The 15,701-nt window shown below is 65.7% G+C and carries 16 protein-coding genes and 1 pseudogene; 14 read left to right on the forward strand and 3 right to left on the reverse strand.

Translation table 11 applies throughout. The features are described from left to right. Positions 1–60 precede the first annotated feature (60 nt). The 3 genes from U4Z64_RS19150 to U4Z64_RS19160 all read left to right on the forward strand — a co-directional run bounded on the left by U4Z64_RS19150 (position 61) and on the right by U4Z64_RS19160 (position 3,506). Complete coding sequence (locus tag U4Z64_RS19150) at positions 61–978, forward strand: LysR family transcriptional regulator (protein ID WP_321820662.1); 918 nt, start codon at positions 61–63, stop codon at positions 976–978. A 103-nt stretch (positions 979–1,081) separates the two neighbouring features. Further along, positions 1,082–2,203, forward strand: coding sequence for a Fic family protein (locus U4Z64_RS19155; protein ID WP_321820663.1), 1,122 nt, complete (start codon positions 1,082–1,084; stop codon positions 2,201–2,203). A gap of 319 nt (positions 2,204–2,522) precedes the next feature. Beyond that, a complete protein-coding gene (locus U4Z64_RS19160; protein ID WP_321820664.1) occupies positions 2,523–3,506 on the forward strand; it encodes a lysozyme inhibitor LprI family protein in 984 nt (327 codons plus the stop codon). A gap of 224 nt (positions 3,507–3,730) precedes the next feature. Here the strand turns inward: U4Z64_RS19160 and U4Z64_RS19165 are convergent, their stop codons facing one another. Then, on the reverse strand, positions 3,731–5,176 hold the full coding sequence (locus U4Z64_RS19165; RefSeq protein ID WP_321820665.1) for an alginate lyase family protein: 1,446 nt from the start codon (positions 5,174–5,176) through the stop codon (positions 3,731–3,733). A gap of 165 nt (positions 5,177–5,341) precedes the next feature. Between U4Z64_RS19165 and U4Z64_RS19170 the strand changes: the two genes are divergently transcribed. From U4Z64_RS19170 to U4Z64_RS19205, 8 genes are all read left to right on the forward strand, one after another. Then, positions 5,342–6,352 (forward strand): AraC family transcriptional regulator, encoded by a 1,011-nt coding sequence (locus tag U4Z64_RS19170; protein ID WP_044847696.1) that lies wholly within the window; start codon positions 5,342–5,344, stop codon positions 6,350–6,352. Positions 6,353–6,363: 11 nt separating this feature from the next. Further along, on the forward strand, positions 6,364–7,038 hold the full coding sequence (locus U4Z64_RS19175; RefSeq protein ID WP_321820666.1) for an NAD(P)H-binding protein: 675 nt from the start codon (positions 6,364–6,366) through the stop codon (positions 7,036–7,038). A gap of 41 nt (positions 7,039–7,079) precedes the next feature. Then, the gene (locus U4Z64_RS19180; RefSeq protein ID WP_321820667.1) at positions 7,080–7,268 is read left to right on the forward strand and encodes a hypothetical protein; all 189 of its coding nucleotides are present in this window, start codon (positions 7,080–7,082) and stop codon (positions 7,266–7,268) included. A gap of 108 nt (positions 7,269–7,376) precedes the next feature. Continuing rightward, complete coding sequence (locus tag U4Z64_RS19185) at positions 7,377–7,994, forward strand: START domain-containing protein (RefSeq protein WP_321820668.1); 618 nt, start codon at positions 7,377–7,379, stop codon at positions 7,992–7,994. A gap of 111 nt (positions 7,995–8,105) precedes the next feature. Further along, positions 8,106–8,939, forward strand: coding sequence for an oxidoreductase (locus U4Z64_RS19190; protein ID WP_321820669.1), 834 nt, complete (start codon positions 8,106–8,108; stop codon positions 8,937–8,939). Positions 8,940–8,980: 41 nt separating this feature from the next. Beyond that, positions 8,981–9,829 (forward strand): SDR family NAD(P)-dependent oxidoreductase, encoded by an 849-nt coding sequence (locus U4Z64_RS19195; RefSeq protein ID WP_321820670.1) that lies wholly within the window; start codon positions 8,981–8,983, stop codon positions 9,827–9,829. 452 nt (positions 9,830–10,281) lie between these two features. Next, on the forward strand, positions 10,282–10,695 hold the full coding sequence (locus U4Z64_RS19200; protein ID WP_044847690.1) for a DoxX family protein: 414 nt from the start codon (positions 10,282–10,284) through the stop codon (positions 10,693–10,695). Between the two features lie 160 nt (positions 10,696–10,855). Continuing rightward, a complete protein-coding gene (locus tag U4Z64_RS19205) occupies positions 10,856–11,800 on the forward strand; it encodes an SDR family oxidoreductase (RefSeq protein WP_321820671.1) in 945 nt (314 codons plus the stop codon). A 457-nt stretch (positions 11,801–12,257) separates the two neighbouring features. On the opposite strand, the gene U4Z64_RS19210 is transcribed toward U4Z64_RS19205, so the two are convergent. Continuing rightward, positions 12,258–12,872 (reverse strand): c-type cytochrome, encoded by a 615-nt coding sequence (locus U4Z64_RS19210; protein ID WP_321810418.1) that lies wholly within the window; start codon positions 12,870–12,872, stop codon positions 12,258–12,260. A gap of 519 nt (positions 12,873–13,391) precedes the next feature. Here U4Z64_RS19210 and U4Z64_RS19215 point away from each other — a divergent pair. Next, a complete protein-coding gene (locus U4Z64_RS19215; protein ID WP_321820672.1) occupies positions 13,392–13,973 on the forward strand; it encodes a hemerythrin domain-containing protein in 582 nt (193 codons plus the stop codon). Positions 13,974–14,043: 70 nt separating this feature from the next. Here U4Z64_RS19215 and U4Z64_RS19220 read toward each other — a convergent pair whose 3' ends face one another. Further along, positions 14,044–14,415 carry a DUF3564 family protein gene (locus U4Z64_RS19220; RefSeq protein ID WP_044847687.1) on the reverse strand — a complete coding sequence of 124 codons (372 nt, stop codon included), beginning with the start codon at positions 14,413–14,415 and terminating at the stop codon, positions 14,044–14,046. A 190-nt stretch (positions 14,416–14,605) separates the two neighbouring features. Here U4Z64_RS19220 and U4Z64_RS19225 point away from each other — a divergent pair. Together U4Z64_RS19225 and U4Z64_RS19230 are read left to right on the forward strand one after the other, a co-directional pair. Continuing rightward, positions 14,606–14,782, forward strand: a pseudogene (locus tag U4Z64_RS19225) (RNA-directed DNA polymerase); the annotation flags it as partial. A gap of 366 nt (positions 14,783–15,148) precedes the next feature. Further along, positions 15,149–15,478 (forward strand): H-NS family nucleoid-associated regulatory protein, encoded by a 330-nt coding sequence (locus U4Z64_RS19230; RefSeq protein ID WP_044847685.1) that lies wholly within the window; start codon positions 15,149–15,151, stop codon positions 15,476–15,478. The last annotated feature ends 223 nt before the right edge of the window (positions 15,479–15,701 follow it).

Consider the following 15,701-nt stretch of genomic DNA (forward strand, 5'->3'; position numbering starts at 1 on the left):
CAATCTATTTGACAAATAAATGGCCGTGGAGATAATGACTGTCGCTATGGAGTGGACAATATGGAACTCAACGACCTGAGGATCTTCGTCGCGACCGTCGATGCCGGCAGCTTCACGGCGGCGGCCGACCAGCTGATGCTGTCCAAGCAGTTCGTGAGCCGGCGCACGATGGCGCTCGAGGCGTCGCTCGGCGTGCGTCTGCTGCATCGCAACACGCGCAATCTCGCGGTCACGGAATCGGGGCAGGAGTTCTATGCGCGCGCGCAGCGGATCCTCGCCGAGGTCGCCGACGCCGAGCAGGCGATGTCGGTGCGCAGCACCGAGCTGCACGGCTCGCTGAAGATCAGCGCGCCGCTGTCGTTCGGGATCACGCACGTGTCGCCGCTGATCGCGGAATTCCTGTCCGCGCATCCGGCCGTGCGGCTGAACGTCGACCTGACCGATCGGCGGGTCGACCTGATCGGCGAGGGCTTCGATCTCGTGCTGCGGATCGGCACGCTCGAGGATTCAACGCTGATCGCGCGAGCGCTCGGCGCGTGGCAGATGATCGCGTGCGCGAGCCCCGCTTACCTGAAGCGGCACGGCGCGCCCGCGACGCCGGCCGACCTCGCCGGCCATACGTGCCTGATGTACGGGCGCGAGCGGCGCGTCGGCTGGGAATTCCGGGTCGACGGGATGGCGCGCACCTTCGACGTGCAGGGGCCGCTCGTCGCGAACAACGGCGAAGTCGTGCGCGACGCGGCGATCGCGGGGCTCGGCATCGCGCTGCTGCCGCATTTCATCGTCGGCGCGGCGCTCGACAGCGGCGCGCTCGTGCCGGTGCTCGACGCGTACGCGCCGCCGCCGATCACGCTGAACGCGGTGTTTCCGCAGCACCGGGAAGGGTTCGTCACGCTGCGGACGTTCATCGGGTTTCTCGCCGAGCGGCTGGGGAAGGCCGTGCCGACGGCGAACGGCGGCGCGGACCGGCGGCGGTAGAGGCGCGGGCGTGCGGCGCGTGCGGTGAATCGAAGCGTAATCTCCGCAGGATTTGCGGGGATTGTTGAGTCATGCGATGAATCGGTGGGATAATCTCCGCATCATGAGCGGAGATTACACCTTCATCTGGCAGTCGTCCGACTGGCCCGCCTGGCGCTTCGACCTCCCGGCACTCGCGACGTCACTGGTCGATGTCAGCCGTGCGCAAGGTGCGCTGGCCGGGAGACTGGCGGATGTCGGCCTCGCACTGCGCGATGAGGCCAGCCTGGCCGCATTGACGGAGGATGTCGTCAAGACCAGCGCCATCGAGGGCGACAACCTGAACGTCGCATCGGTCCGATCCTCGATTGCGCGCCGGCTCGGTGTCGATATTGGGGCGCTGGCGCCGGTTGATCGCCATGTCGAGGGCGTGGTCGACATGGTGCTGGACGCGACGGCCCGTTCGGCGGAGGCGGTCACCGAAGCCCGGCTGCGCGGGTGGCATGCGGCGCTTTTTCCGACCGGCTATTCCGGGATGTCGCGGATCACCGTCGGCGCGTGGCGTACGGATGCGAGCGGGCCGATGCAGGTGGTGTCCGGGCCGATCGGCCGGCAACGCGTGCATTTCGAAGCGCCGCCTGCCGCGCGCCTGCCGAACGAGATCGAGCGCTTCCTGCGGTGGTTCAATGCGACGCCGGTCGAGCCCTTGCTGATCCGGGCCGGCCTGGCCCATCTGTGGTTCGTCACGCTCCACCCGTTCGACGACGGCAACGGCCGTATCGCACGCGCGCTCGGGGATCTGGTTCTGGCGCGCGCTGATCGGAGCCCGCAGCGCTTCTATAGCCTGTCGGCGCAAATCCAGCGCGAGCGCAATGTGTATTACGACGTGCTGGAGCACACGCAGCGCGGTTCGCTGGACGTCACGGCATGGCTCGCGTGGTTTCTGGATGCGCTGGGCCGGGCCGTCGATCACGCGCACACGACGCTCGATGCGGTCCTGATCAAGGCGCGCTTCTGGCAGCGATGTGCGGGCCTCGCGATGAACGAACGTCAGGTCAAGGTAATGAATCGCCTGCTCGATGGTTTCGAAGGGAAGCTGACGACCAGCAAGTGGGCCGCCCTCGCGAAGTGCTCGCAAGACACGGCGCTGCGCGATATCGAGCAGCTCGTCGCGCGCGGTGTGCTGCATCGCTCGTCGTCCGGTGGCCGGAGCACGAGTTACGAACTGGTGCCATTCGACGGCTGACGGCTGACGCCTGCCTGCGCTGCCGGCGTTCGCCCGTGTCGCCAGCACGGCGTGCACATGCAAGGCCGAGGCATCGTGCGCATGATCGGTGTGGATGGCGCGCCCGGTTCGGGTTACGCTTCGGCGGGCGGGGCGAGTGCCGCATGCCGCGCCGGGCATTTTTACCTCGAACGTTGCGGGCATGGCGTTTCTACAGGCCCGCGAACCAGCGACGATCCAGGCCATGACAACCCAGAACCGATCGAGTGCTCGCGCCGGCGAGCGAGGGCAAGCCGCGCTTCGCGGCCGGCATGCGTGGAGCGTGAGCCCGCGAGCCGCCATGATGTTGGCAATACTGACGATCGCGCCGATGGCCGCGCATGCGGCTGGCTTCGACTGCGCGAAAGCTGCTTCGCCGACCGAGAAGACGATCTGCGCGGACGCCGGGCTGTCGTCGCTCGACGGCCAGCTGGCGGCGGCGTGGAAGAAGACGCTCGCGAAAGGCGGCGATACCGCCGCGCTGAAGGCGGCGCAGTTGAAATGGCTCAAGCAGCGCGATCGCTGCGGCAACGATGCATCGTGCCTCGGCGATCGCTATCGCGAGCGGCTCGCGAGCCTGAACGGCGCGCCGCTTGCGGCCGACCGCTGGCAACAGACGTGGTATCGCGACAGCGACAACCCGTCGTTCGGCGGCGTGCTGACGTTTACCGGCACGGCACCGCGTCTGCATTTCGAACTGAGCGGCAACAATGGCGCGAATACCGGCGGACTCGGCGGCGATATCGACCTGCACGGCGAGCGCGGCACGTTTCGCCAGGATCGATGCCGGCTCGATTTCAGCCGCAAGGGCGGCCGCGTCCAGGTCGCGCAGCAGGGCGGCGATGCCGATTGCGGCGCCGGTGCGGGCGTCGTGTATTCGGGCGAGTACGTGACGGCGTCGAAGGCGCAGGCGAGCCAGGCGGCTGACCTCGTGACGCTGAAGGTGCTGGCCGACGCACACCAGAACGCGATCGCGCACACGCTGCTCGGCGCCGACTATCGGACGCTCGTCGATACGATCAACACCAGCGCGGACGAGCAGGATCTTGACGGCCTGAACGCCGACGTGAAGTCGTACTGGGTGCGCGGCATCGCGACGACGAACGCCGCGATCGTGATGCGCCGGGGCACAGAGTTGTGGGTCGGCCTGCTCGTGTTCGATGCCCATGACAAGGTGCGCATGCGCTACTACTCGAACGTGCCGGCGTGGAAAAAGACCGTGCCGAAAACCATTCGCGCCTGGCACGACAATCTCGACAAGACGCTGCCGATCGATTTGATGTGATCCGGCGAGCCGCTGCGCCGGGCGTGAGGAGGCCCTGGTCTTGGGCCAACGCTCTTCGCGATTGACGGCCGGCCATCCTGGCGACTGCCTTGAAGCTCGGCCGTGATGCGAGCGGCATCCGGCAAGATGTCCGCACCGGAAGCGATCTACCTCGCTGTCTCGGGGTGGGGCAAATTCGGCGGCGAACCGTGCGTCCACGATTCGCTGATCGCCACAGCTGCCCGTCATTCGAGCGTATACGTCAACGTGCCATATCCCAGTTGATCGAAGCCGCCGCTGTTGGGACCATAGTCGCCACCGCCGCCTTCCGGCGCGACCTTGCGGGCAAAGGCCTCGACATCCGGCGCGGAGAGCCCTTTCAGCACGACGTAGTGGTTATAGACGAGTGCCCATACGGGGCGCTCGTTGCCGCGCGAATTCGGCGAGATGACGGGCTGCGTGACGTCGCTGTTCGTGTATTGCGTGTAAGGCACGTCCTTCCCGAGGTTGTATCGAGCGGCGTATTCCGCTGCGCGCAGGAACCGGTTGTCGTCATATCCGTAAAGATCGTCTCCCTGGCTCCAGGCCATCTGGCAGAACGCCCCGAGCAGCGCAATATCGAGCATGGCATGCCCCTGGTCGCGCCCGCTTTCCTGCAGCTGACCCAGCCCGTCCGGATACAACTTCCACACCACGTGTTCGATCGAGCCGTTGCCGGCGCCATGCCTGAAATAGTCGACCGCTTCGGCGTAGATGTCGTGGCGATCGGTCAGGATCCCGATCGCCAGCATGGACGCCATGTTGGCGAGATCCCAGTTGGCCCAGTAGTGGTCGATCCTTGCGCCGTTGTGCCGAACCAGGAAGTCGTGGTTCATCGGATAGAACACGCCGAGCATCATCGACTGGAAGCGCCGGAAATCGTCGGCGCGCCACAGGAGAGACGTGCGCAGGATTTCGCCCGCGCTCGCCAACTGGTAGCCGTAAATACCGGAAGCCAGGAACTTGTCGGAACTGCCGCCGATCGTCGTCAGCGTGCGCGACCACGCGTTCAGGACTCCTATCGCGTGTTGCGCGTAGGCGTCGTCGCCGGTGATCTTCCACCGAAGTGCCAGCGCGTAGGCCGCGGCGGCATCATTGAAGAGCGTCGCGTAATTTTCCGGGTGGTCGGGGTTTCGGCCGCGATAGATGGCCGGCTGCGGATTCGGCTTCCAGTCGAGCGAAGCATGCCGATTGGCAACCAGGCGTTGCCAGCCGTCGAACCACGGCTGCCGCCGCGCGGCGACGCTCTCGCGCATGCGCGTGAAATCGCGCTCCGTATGCAGCAGGCCGGGGTGCACAAAAGGCGCGCCGGCCATCCGGGCGCCGGGCACGGTCTTCAGCTGCGTGCCGGTGTGCGATCGAGATGAAATGGTCGCGTCGGCAGGGTGCTGCGCCACGGCGGCGCACGCGCCCAGCATCGCCACGCAAAGAACGCAAAGCGTGGCTGCTGTTCGCAAGGACGGACGAAATGCCATATGGCTCCGATAATGGTCGCGCGGTCTTGCCGAAAAGAACCGGCATGGATTCGAACAGCGACCGTCGCACGATGAACGGGCCGCCGGGAGAAAGCCGCGTTGCCGAGTATGAACGGTCATCGCGACGCGCCGGTTGACAGTAAGCATGCCGTAAAGAATCGTTTGGATTCTTCGCATGCCTTGCGCCCGCCCGCTATCTCTTGTGCAACTGCCGCCGCCCTCGAATGTCGCATCCTGCGATCGATTTGGCGCGCATCGCATGTATCCGATCGTGGTTCAACAGCTAAGCTGTTACCGCACACCGGACCAGGTCCGGCCATCATCGACTTTTGGTGCACACCCATGGCACGCAACCTCACTTTCTCTCTGGATATCGCATGGCGCACGCTGCTGAAGGACTTCGGCGTGCAGCCCGACCACGTGCTGCGCAGGGCGCGTCTGCCTGAAGACCTGTTTCATCGCGCAGATCGCGGGCTCGACACCGACGAGTACTTCCGCTTCTGGCGCGCGCTGGAGCTGGAAGCGAACGACCCCATGTTTCCGTTGCGCCTCGTCGAGATGGTCTCGGCCGAGGTATTCGATCCGCCGCTGTTCGCCGCCCTGTGCAGTGCCAACCTGATGCAGGCGGTGCAGCGCCTGGCCAAATACAAGCAACTTGTGGCGCCCATGAGGCTCGAGGTCGACGTGGACGAGGCCGGATCGCTGACGGTGTCGCCGCGCTGGTTGTCGGTGCAGACCGAGTTGCCCTGTTCGCTGCAGGTCGCCGAGGTCGCGTTCTTCCTGCGGCTGGCTCGCCTGGCCACGCGCGAGCCCGTGCAGGCATTGCGGGTGGCCCTGCCACAGCTTCCGCCCGCTAGCTGTGCGCCGCGCTACCAGCGCTTCTTCGGCGTGCCCGTTCAACGTGGCGAGCGTCCGGCCATTACCTTTGGCGCCGCCGATGCCCTGCGCCCGTTCCTGACCGTGAACGAAGGCATGTGGCGCGTGTTCGAGCCCGAACTGCGTCGTCGGCTCAGCGAACTGGACGCAACGGCCACCATGGCCGAGCGCGTGCGTGCGGTGCTGCTGGAACTGCTGCCCGGCAACACGGCCACCATCGAGAAAGCCGCCGAGCGCCTGGGGCTCAGCAAGCGCACACTACAGCGCCGCCTCGAAGACGAAGGGGAGAATTTCCGCTCGCTGGTGAACACCACCCGGGAAAGTCTTGCCCGCCACTACCTCGGGAGCACGACGATGACTGCCGGCGAAATCGCCTTCCTGCTCGGTTTCGAAGATCCCAACTCCTTTTACCGCGCCTTCCTGGAATGGACCGGGCAGACGCCGGATACCGCGCGCAATGCCATGCGCCTGAACTGAGAACGACACTCATGACCCTGCAAGAGAAACAACGCAAAGTGCTGCTGGCAGGTGCCACCGGACTCGTGGGCGGCCTGATGCTGAAGGCCCTGCTGGCCGACCGGACGGTCTCGGAGGTCCATGCGCTGAGCCGCCGCCCGCTGGCTGTGCGCGACCCCAGGCTCCAGGTCCACCAGGTGGATTTCGGCCGCTTGCCCGCGCTTGCGCAGGTCGACGAGGTGTACCTGTCCATGGGCACCACGATCAAGGTGGCGGGCAGCAAGGCGGCCTTCCGCGCGGTGGACTTCGATGCCAACCTGGCCGTGGCGCAGGCCGCATTGGCGGCGGGCGCGCGGCGCGTGGGGCTGGTCAGCGCCGCAGGGGCGAATGCCCGGTCGTCCATGTTCTATACCCGCGTCAAGGGCGAACTGGAAGATGCGCTCAAGGCCATGCCCTTCACGGCGCTGGTCATCGCGCAACCTTCGCTGCTGCTGGACTACCGGGACGGCCTGGGCCAGGCCACGCGGTACGGCGAGATCATCGCGATCCCCGTCGCCAGACTGCTCGCGCCGATCCTCCCCGGCGCCTACAAGCCCGTACACGCCGAGGCCGTTGCCCAGGCGCTGGTACGCACCGTTCCCACGTCCCGGGGCGTGGTGGTCCTACCTTCTGCCGAGCTGGCCCGGCTGGGCGCCGCGCAGAATTGAGCGAGATGGGAACGCGTCGGCTGCGCGCAGGCCTGCCTTTGATGCTGGCGATCGACGTGCTGATCGCTCCGCCGATCGCGCCCGCGGGCATGGACGATGCCGAGGGCCGGGAAACGGCGCGGCACCTGGGCTACGAGGCTGCCGTCGCGCAATTGCCTGCCATCCGGTCGGTCTTGCAACGCCACGGCCTTGCAGCCCAGGTTGCACAGGCGCGAACGAAATCGCCCTGAGCCACGTTCAGGCTGGCGCCGATCGCCATCCCTCTGGCGCGCGTGGCGAGTTCGCTGCGCAGCGTGGCCCTCTATGGTGAAGGCATCTTCACTCCATGAGGTTTCGCGATGATCGCCCGACGCAATCTTCTTTCCGCCGCCCTGCTGATTGGGCTGCTGGCCAGCCAGACGGCCTTCGCGCAGGACGGCTGGTCGCTCGCCAGGCAGGCCGATGGCATCAGGGTCTACGTGCGCAACGTCGACGGATCGCCGCTGCGCGAATTCCGCGGCGAGGTGCAGATCCGGGCTACCCCCGATGACGTCGTCAAGGTGCTGCGTGACGCCGATGCCTACCGTCAATGGATGCCCGACGTGGCCGCTTCCGAACTGCTCAAGGCCACCGACACCGAGCAGTTCCATTACCTGGACAACAAGGCGCCCTGGCCGGTCTCCAACCGCGACGGCATCTATCACTTCACCTACACGAAGGCCGGCGACGGCGCGGTCACCGTGCGCGTGGAGGCGGTCCCCGACTACCTGCCGTTGCGCGAGGGCAAGGTGCGGATTCCGCAGGCCAAAGGTCAGTGGAAGCTGGTGCCCGACGCGGAGGGTGTGAAAGTCACCTATCAGATGCATGCATCCCCCGGCGGCGCCATTCCCGACTGGCTGGCCAACCGGACAGTGGTGGACACGCCCTACGGGACGCTCAAGGCACTGCGCAGCCGTGTGCAGGGGGCCGGCCGATGACCATCGCGCCCCGTGCGGCGGCGCGGATCGCAAGCCGTTTGGCACATGACGCGAGGCAAGCGGCCTGCTTTTCCTGAAAAGCTAGCGGCAACTCAACAAACGAGGTGCGACATGTCCACCACAGGAAAGAGAAAAACGGCTTTGGTCACCGGCGCATCGTCAGGCATGGGCAAGGCCATTGCCCAGCGCCTGATCAAGGACGGCTATCAGGTCTATGTCGCTGCACGCAGTGTCGACAAGATGGACGACCTGGCGCGACTCGGCGCCGAGCCTCTGCGCATGGACCTCTCCAGGGACGACGAGATCGTCGATGGCGTCAAGTTCATCCTGTCCCGGACGGGCGGGGTGGACGTGCTGGTCAACAACGCGGGCTTCGGCCTGTATGGGCCGGTCGAGGAAATCGGCATCGATGAGGCGCGCTACCAGTTCGAGGTCAATCTGTTCGGCGCCGCGCGGCTCACGCAACTCCTGCTGCCGGCCATGCGGGCCAGGCGCTCGGGATACATCGTCAACATCACCTCGATGGGCGGCAAGATGTACAGCATCCTGGGGGCCTGGTACCACGCGACCAAACACGCACTGGAAGGCTGGTCGGACTGCCTGCGCCTCGAAGTGGCCGAGTTTGGCATCAAGGTCGTGATCGTCGAACCCGGCGTGATCGAGACGGGCTTCGGTGATGCCGCCACCGACAGCATCGTCAAGCGCTCGGCCAGCGGCCCGTATGGCCGGCTGGTGCAGATGGTGGCCAAGTCGATCAAGAGCACCTACGGACACGGCACCGGTAGCGATCCGCGCGTGATCGCGGACGTGGTCTCCAAGGCCGTCTCCAGTCGCAAGCCGCGCACGCGCTATGCGGCCGGCAAGTTCGCCAAGATGCTGATCCGCATGCGCGTCTGGCTGGGCGACCGCATGTTCGACCGCATCATCCTCAGTCAGATGCGCTGACAGACCGTACGGCTTTTTTCCCCAACATGGAGGTATGCGATATGACATCGAAAGTCTGGTTCATCACGGGCGCCGCACGCGGATTCGGGCGCATCTGGGCAGAAGCCGCGCTGGCGCGCGGCGACAGGGTGGCTGCAACGGCCCGCAACGCCGGCTCACTGGACGTGCTTGCGGAGCGCCATGGCGACCGCGTACTTCCCCTGGCCCTGGACGTGACCGATGCGCAGCAGGTTGCGGACGCAGTCACGCAGGCGCACCAGCATTTCGGGCGACTCGACGTGGTGCTGAACAACGCCGGCTACGCGTTGGTCGCCGCCATCGAAGAAGCCACGGTCGACGACGTGAAAGCCGAGTTCGAGACGAACTTCTTCGGTGCGCTGCGCGTCATCCAGGCTGCGCTGCCAGTCCTGCGCAGCCAGCGCAGCGGGCATATCCTGGGCGTCTCCAGCGTAGCGGGCATCGTGGCCGGTCCCATTTCCGGCTTCTACAACGCCTCCAAGTGGGCGCTGGAAGCCCTGCACGACAGCCTGGCGCAGGAAGTCGCCAACTTCGGCATCAAAGTGACGCTGATCGAGCCCGGTGCGTACGCGACCGACTTCGCGAGTCCCGCGTCCCTGAAGATCTCCGAGGGCCTGGAGGCCTACGCAGCGCTGCGTCAGCAAGCGTTCGCGCGGGGTGCGGCCATGGAATTCGGCGAACCGCAGGCCACGGCGCAGGCCGTGCTGCAGGTCGTCGATACGGACAAGCCGCCGTTGCGTCTGTTCCTGGGCACCGAGGGCATGCCCGTCGTGCGCGCGGCCTATGCGGCGCGACTGGCCGAGTGGGAGCAATGGGAGGCCGTATCGAATGCGGCCCAGGGCGCCTCGATCCGCCAGGCCATCGTCACCTGAGGTCATGCCGTGGCCGGTGCCATCGGCATGTCCGGCGCGTGCCGTCCGGCGTATTCGCGGGCCGAGGGGGCTTCGACGCTGCGCTGGCCGGGCCCCCGCCGATCTCCGGCTGCCTTTGCATGGAAGGGAAAGCCGCGATAGCCCTTTCGTGTGCGATGCCCCCGCCGGCCGCCTATGACGCGTTTGTTACGTGACAATTGTCCACTAAATCGAGACAGCCAATCTTGTTATGGCGGATTGATGATTTCCGGTGAGACAGTAGACTGCACCCGTGCTTCGCCAGAACCGTTCCGCAGTGCGCCACGACGGCGCGACCGGACGGATTCTTCGGCAGCGGGCCGGCCGGCCCGCGGTTCGATCGTGCGAGGCGGGTTCGTTGTCGATCAGTGAGTTCGCCGTTGCGGCGGACGTCGGCACCGAATGCGTCAAACCGTCAAATCAAGGTGATTGCTATGCGTTACGTTTCGCTGGAGTCGAAGAAGGACGAGCTGCTGCTGGCGGCTCGCGTGCTGCTGATGATCCTGTTCGTGCTGTTCGGCTGGCAGAAGCTGAACGGCTTCTCGGGCACGGTCGCGTACATGGCGTCGACGGGTGCGCCGTCGCCGGAGCTGTCGGCGGTGATCGCGGTGGCGGTCGAGCTGGTCGGCGGCGCGCTGATCGCGGTCGGCTTCTATACGCGTCCGCTCGCGCTGGTGTTCGCGGTCTATACGCTCGCGACCGCGTTGATCGGGCATCGCTACTGGGCGCTGCAGGGCATGGACCAGTACCTCGCGATGATCAACTTCTACAAGAACATCAGCATCATCGGCGGGCTGCTGTTGCTCGCGGTGAGCGGGCCGGGGCGGTATTCGTTCGACCGGAAGTAAGCGGCGCGAGAATTCGTGCTGCACGACGGGCTCGGTGCGTGGAAGCGCACCGGGCCCGTGTTTCATCATCCGCGCGTCGTCGAGGTGCGCGCGAAATCGACATCGGTTGCCGGTTCTCGTATAGATTGGGGCCCCTCATCCGCTCTCATCGTTGGCTACCGTGTCGCACCCGACCATCCTTCTCATCGGCGCGTCCGGCCTGCTCGGCCGTGCGGTTGCCGCATCGTTGTCCCGCGCAGCGTCGCTGACGCTCGTCGCAACCATCCGGAACCCGGACGCCGCGGGCGCACGGCGCGTCGCATTGCCGCCGGAAAACGTCGTCCGACTCGACGTGCTCGATCAGCCGGCACTCGAACGTCTGTTCGACACGCGCCGCCCGGCCGCCGTGATCATCTGCGCGGCCGAGCGCCGCCCGGACGTCTGCGAACGCGACCCCGCGGCCGCGCGCGCGATCAACGTCGACGCGCCGGCCCGCATCGGCGCGCTCGCCGCGCACTACGGCGCGTGGACGCTCGGCATCTCCACCGACTACGTGTTCGATGGCAAGGCCGCACCGTACCGTGAAGATGCCACGCCGAACCCGCTGAACATCTACGGCCGCACCAAGCTGGAAGGCGAGGCCGCGTTGCTCGCCGCGTCGCCGCTTGCCTGCGTGCTGCGCCTGCCGTTGCTCTACGGCCCGATCGTCGACTGGCGCGAGTCGGCCGTCACGAGCCTCGTGCCGGCGATCGTCGCGTCCGCGCGAGCGGGCGCGGATGCGGTCGGCATGGACGCGTGGGCGATCCGCTATCCGACCTACACGCCGGACGTGGCGGACGTGATCCGCGACCTGACGCTGCGCCAGCTCGCGGGCTCGCCGGTCACGGGTATCCGTCATTGGTCGGGTGAGGAACCGATGACGAAGTACGACATCGCGCAACGGATCGCGGCCGCGCTCGGCATCGACGCCGCGCTCGCGCGGATCGACACGCCGGCCGATGCGACGCCGCGTCCGTACGACTGCCATCTGGATGCATCGCGCGTGCGTGCACTCGGGATCGATCATGCGACGCCGTTCGCGACGGGGCTGCAAGCCGTGTTGCGCGACGCGCCGCCGCTGCCGTAAGCGCGGCGCGCCGCAATGCCGCAACGTGTGGCAGCGCTCGGCGCCGGGGCGCGGCTGGACGTTACACTGCGCAACATTCCCGTTTGGCGGGAAGCGTCCGGGCCGCGAGGCGGCCCGTCCGGTTCGCCGATACCCTGACGCATTCGAAACATCACGCGAGCAAGCGAGAGCCGATCGTGGCGTGTCTTCGTATCGGATGCGATCGCGCGCGCGACCTCGTGCGTGCCCGTTCCCGGCCGACTGCTTTCTGGCCGTGTTGCCGGACGAAGCGAAACGTTACGTCATCCATATCGATATCGGCACGTTCCATGCACCGTGGCTAGGGACGAGCCGGGCTGAATCGGGATCGATCGTGTCAGCTGTCATCGTGGTTGCGTCCGCAACTGTGGGTTGCGGACGCAATCGAGGATCGATTCAGCAGTGCCCGCGACGTGCGGAGGATTTCGCGCTGACGACCCTACTGCGATTCGAGCCATGTGGCGACCGCATTGGCGTCGTCGGCATCCAGCGTATGAGCAACGGCTGTCATGACGGGGGAATTGGCACGTGTCTCGTTCTTGAAGAACTCGATCTGCCGAAGCAGATAGTTCACGTGTTGTCCGGCAAGCCGCGGGAACGCGCCGGCACCCTGGCCCTGCGGGCCATGGCACGACGCGCATGCCGGGGTCCCCCGGTGCGGTACGCCATGCTCGAAAATATCCTTCCCCCTGGCCATCAGCGCGGCGTTGCCTGCCTTGCCATGCACCGGTTCCTGATGCGAGTAATAGGCGGCAAGCGATGCAATCGTCGCATCGTCGAGCCGCGACGCAATACCCCACATATACTCGCGCGCATGCGTCTCGCCGCGCGTGTGCTCGCGGAAGCCCTTGAGCTGCACAGTGAGATATTCCGGTGTCTGAGCGCTTAGGCGCGGGAACATGGGTGATTCGCTGTGTCCCTGTGCACCGTGGCAAGTGGCACATACCTGACGAGCCAGTTGCTCCCCGTCCTCGGCGCGTGCATGCGACGGGACGCTGCCGATCGCGATGACGATCGGTAGCAGTGACATTGGCAAGAAAAACATCTTGTTCATCTTTCTTTGCTTCCAGTCGAACCGCGGTACAGCCAAACAGCCGGTATCGGTCGCTTGCGTTGGTATCGATGTCTTCCCTGGCGGGCTCATGCTTGCGTAGCGATACTGAATACAGTGTGAGTGCGCCGGAGACGGGTATCTTGATTGAAGTCAAATACGAGTGTATTTCGCCGCTCGCCGCGGGTGTTTCGCCGGTCCATCGCTGTCGCCCGTCTTCGACACGATCGCGTTGACGGCAGAGCGCATCCAGACCTCGAAAACCAGGTGCCGGATCGATGACAAGCACGAGCGATTCAGTCGGCAGGGCGCCTGTTCGAATCGGCCGACGCATGCCGACTTCGCGCGTTGCCGGGCCGGCACACTCTTTGATCTCCCTCAAAGCCCTCGCGTCGGCACACTTTGATGTCGAGCCGCAGCCGACCAAGATGGAAATTGTGGGCACTGGCTGACGGGCTCGCCGAGCAAGCGAGTCGATCGAGCGATCGCCAGTGCATTCTGCCTGTTTCCGTGAGGTCTGGTATGTCGCCGTTGGGGCCACGGGCCGCGATCACCGTCATCCTCCGTGAGCACGAGCGGCTGTCTGCCGTCGTCGAGGGCATGCGGCGCTATGTCCATCTGCTTGCGGCTGGCAAGCCCGTTCCGGGTCTCATGGTGTTCCGGGCGATGCTCTATTACATTCGAGAGTACCCCGAGCAGATACATCATCCGAAAGAGGAGCGCTACCTGTTTGCCCCATTGCGGGATGTGGCTTCCGAATTCGACGGCGTGATCGACGAACTGGAGACTCAGCACGCGCGAGGTGACGGGATGTTGACCAATCTCGAACACGCGCTGACCCGGTACGAGTTGAAGGGGGCGCCCGCATTAGCGGCACTGGTGGCGCTGGTGGATGAATATGCCGAGTTCTATTCGGATCACCGGTTTACCGAGGAGACGCTGATTTTGCCGGCCGCGAGACGGTTGCTGTCAAACGAGGACTGGGCGGAACTTGATCTCGCCTTCGGAGCCAATCGCGATCCATTCGACGGGGTCAAGCTCGAAGCCGATCTCGGCAAGCTGTTCTCGATGATCGTCAACGCGATTCCGGAAACGGAAGATTAGCGGTTCGCGCGTCAGTCTCGGCCGAGGCTCTCGACCGAGCCAGGATGCCGGCGCCGTGTGTGCGACGCGCTCAGCGTGCGTCGTCTGCAAACAGCCGGTGCTCGGGTTCGGCCTGCTCGGTATCGAGACATTGCACGCGCCAGCGACCGGCATCCGGCGCGTGATGGGCATGCGGGTACCAGCGTGCCATGCCGGATGCGCCGACACTCGGTGCTTTGGCATTGCCGGACGCGAAGCCGTCAAGGACGATGAGCGGACGGCTGGCATCGGGCACGGCAAGCCGGATGCCGTCGCCGGTCCGGGCAAGCGTCCCCCATGACGGCATTGCCATTGCGTAGTGGCCTTCACACGACCACTTTTGCTCGTCGAAATCAAGCCAGACGATCGCATACGCCGACGGGCCGGCATGCGCGAACGTGTCGAGATGAACGGTGATGCGCATGGTGGATTCCTGTGATGAGTGACTGCCGACATCCGGTGAGAGGCCATGGGTCCAGTCTAGGTTTGGCCGTGCGCCCGGCCTTGACGCACGTCAACCGGTCAAGCAGCATGACGGCCGTCGGCGATCGCTGGCTCGACGACTTCGGTCGTGGTTTTCTCGTGACGCTGACGACAAGCGTCGCGGCGGCTGCCGCCTGATCCTGACCAACTGCATCCGCCACGGGCCGGCGTCGCGGAACCGCGCCGCGCATCCGGATTTCCGCGGACATCTGGCCGGACGCGTCGGCCATGCAAGCGCGCTGAACGCCGCGCGCGGTGCGAAGCTGCATGCGCGGATTGCGCGGGACGGGTGCCGCTTCGGCACGTGAAACGCCGTGCCGGCGTCGAGGCTCGCGGGCCAAGGCCGGCGAGTGTGCGCCGGACCGCAAAAGTCCTCGAACATGACGGATGCGCACTGCTATCATTCGCGCCATGCCGCGCCTGTGCCAGGGTGCGGCGCCAGGCGGCGAGGAGGTCGCCGCCGAAGGCTCGCCGCGCGTTCGAACGCGGCGCGCCAGGTGTTGCGTGCCGATGTCATGCGGTTTTCGACGATGGTGTTGCGTTCGGCACACTTCGAAACCCTGACAGATGCCGGCAAACGATTCACACATCGCAACACAGATTGGCGGAACTTCGTGATAGGTTCTGCCATCGGAGGTTTTTTGAATAAAAACATGCCCAAAGAGGATGAATACATGACCCAGGCTCTGCAGGAACTCGAAGCACAACTTCGGGACCTGAACATCAAGCTGTCGGAAGCCAAGCAGAAGGAGAAGCAAGCCGCACTGGCGGCATTCAGGGAGCAGGTCCAGCTGTTGGGCATCTCGCAGCAGGAAGTGCTGAGCGCCCTCGGCTACATCGTCCAGCGAAAACGCAAGGCGCCTGCCAAGTATTACGATCCGACGACCGGCCGCTCGTGGTCGGGCCGCGGCCCGCGACCCAAATGGCTCGAAGGCCGGGATCTCGATACGCTGCTCGTCGACCGCGAGGCCAAAACCTGGTGGCCCGGGGACGATCAGGGCTGAGGCAGCACCGCACCGGCACCGCGCTGGTGCCGTTCGACCCGCGCCGGCCTCACAACTTCCGCTTCATCCCGTTCTTTCGGTGTCCCGGCCTGACTGCGGGATCGCCGGCTTCAACATCTTTCAAATTTATTACCGCCGCTGCCTGCTTCCGTTCCCGGAAGCGGGCAGCGCGGCGCTTTCTGCGTGCGCCCGTGCACGGGCCTGTCATGCGCGGGAACAGGCT

Origin of the sequence: Burkholderia sp. BCC1996 (assembly GCF_905339955.1) — a bacterium.
Lineage (GTDB): Bacteria > Pseudomonadota > Gammaproteobacteria > Burkholderiales > Burkholderiaceae > Burkholderia.